At 62.4% G+C, this 1,236-nt stretch carries 1 protein-coding gene; it reads left to right on the top strand.

Translation table 11 applies throughout. The features are described from left to right. Nucleotides 1-64: 64 nt before the first annotated feature. Nucleotides 65-1,236, top strand: a protein-coding gene (locus MKK82_RS01720; RefSeq protein ID WP_243984459.1) for an IS3 family transposase whose coding sequence is annotated in 2 segments (ribosomal slippage) — nucleotides 65-326 and nucleotides 326-1,236 — 1,173 coding nt annotated over the 2 segments. Because the reading frame shifts where the segments join, the coding sequence is not laid out codon by codon here. This gene is flagged as partial in the annotation.

Below are 1,236 nucleotides of genomic sequence, written 5' to 3'. Positions count from 1 at the left end.
TGATCAGCCCCCATTGAAGTGGTCCGCCCTTTGGTATGGCTTTTGAGCTAGGAGGACGGACAAGATGGCAAAACACCCGAAGCCTGAGGAGATCGTTGCCAAGCTACGGCAGGCGGATGTGCTGATCTCACAGGGCCAGAGCGTGGCCGATGCAATCCGCGCGCTCGGTGTGAGTTCGGTGACGTACTACCGGTGGCGGCGTGAGTTTGGCGGCCTGAAGTCGGATCAGGTTCGACGGATGAAGGATCTGGAGACCGAGAATACCCGTCTCCGGAAGGCAATTGCCGATCTCACCCTCGACAAGCTGATCCTACAGGAGGCGTCCCGGGGAAACTTCTGAGCCCCGCGCGCCGACGCGCCTGTGTCGAACACATCATGCTGACGATGAACGTCTCCGAGCGTCGTGCCTGTCGGGCACTCGGTCAGCATCGCTCGACACAGCGCAAGGTGCCGCGGGGCCGCGACGACGAAGAGGCGCTGACGGCCGATCTCGTGGCGTTAGCCGAGACGTACGGGCGCTATGGCTACCGCAAGATCAGCGCGTTGCTGAAGGCGGCCGGATGGTTCGTCAACGACAAGCGCGTCGAGCGGATCTGGCGGCGTGAGGGCCTGAAGGTCCCAGCCAAGCAGCCCAAGCGAGGGCGGATCTGGGACAACGACGGCTCCTGCATTCGTCTTCGCCCGGAACACCGCAATCACGTCTGGTCGTATGACTTCGTCGAGGCGCGCACGCATGACGGGCGCAAGTTCCGGATGCTTAACGTCGTCGACGAGTTCACGCACGAATGCCTGGCGATCCGTGTCGCTTGCAAACTCAAAGCGATCGACGTCATCGATGTGCTCTCGGACCTGTTCATCCTGCGGGGCGTACCGGGCCATATTCGATCGGATAACGGGCCGGAGTTCATTGCGAAGGCCGTCCAGGGCTGGATTACCGGCGTCGGAGCAAAGACGGCCTACATTACGCCTGGCTCACCATGGGAGAATGGCTACGTCGAGAGCTTCAACGCACGGCTTCGCGACGAACTCCTCAACGGCGAGATCTTCTACACACTCAGGGAAGCACAGGTCGTCATCGAAAGCTGGCGACGTCACTACAACACCGTGCGCCCGCATGCCTCTCTGGGATACCGGCCGCCGGCACCGGAGGTCTTCATGCCAGCCTTCTCCGCTTGGCCAGCTGCACTCGCCCGACCAGCTCCGCCGGCCAAGCTACCCGTGGCAGAGCGGCCAACC

The sequence above is a fragment of the Methylobacterium sp. E-046 genome, assembly GCF_022829625.1.
Lineage (GTDB): Bacteria > Pseudomonadota > Alphaproteobacteria > Rhizobiales > Beijerinckiaceae > Methylobacterium > Methylobacterium longum.
This window is presented reverse-complemented; position numbering and strand designations above follow the sequence as displayed.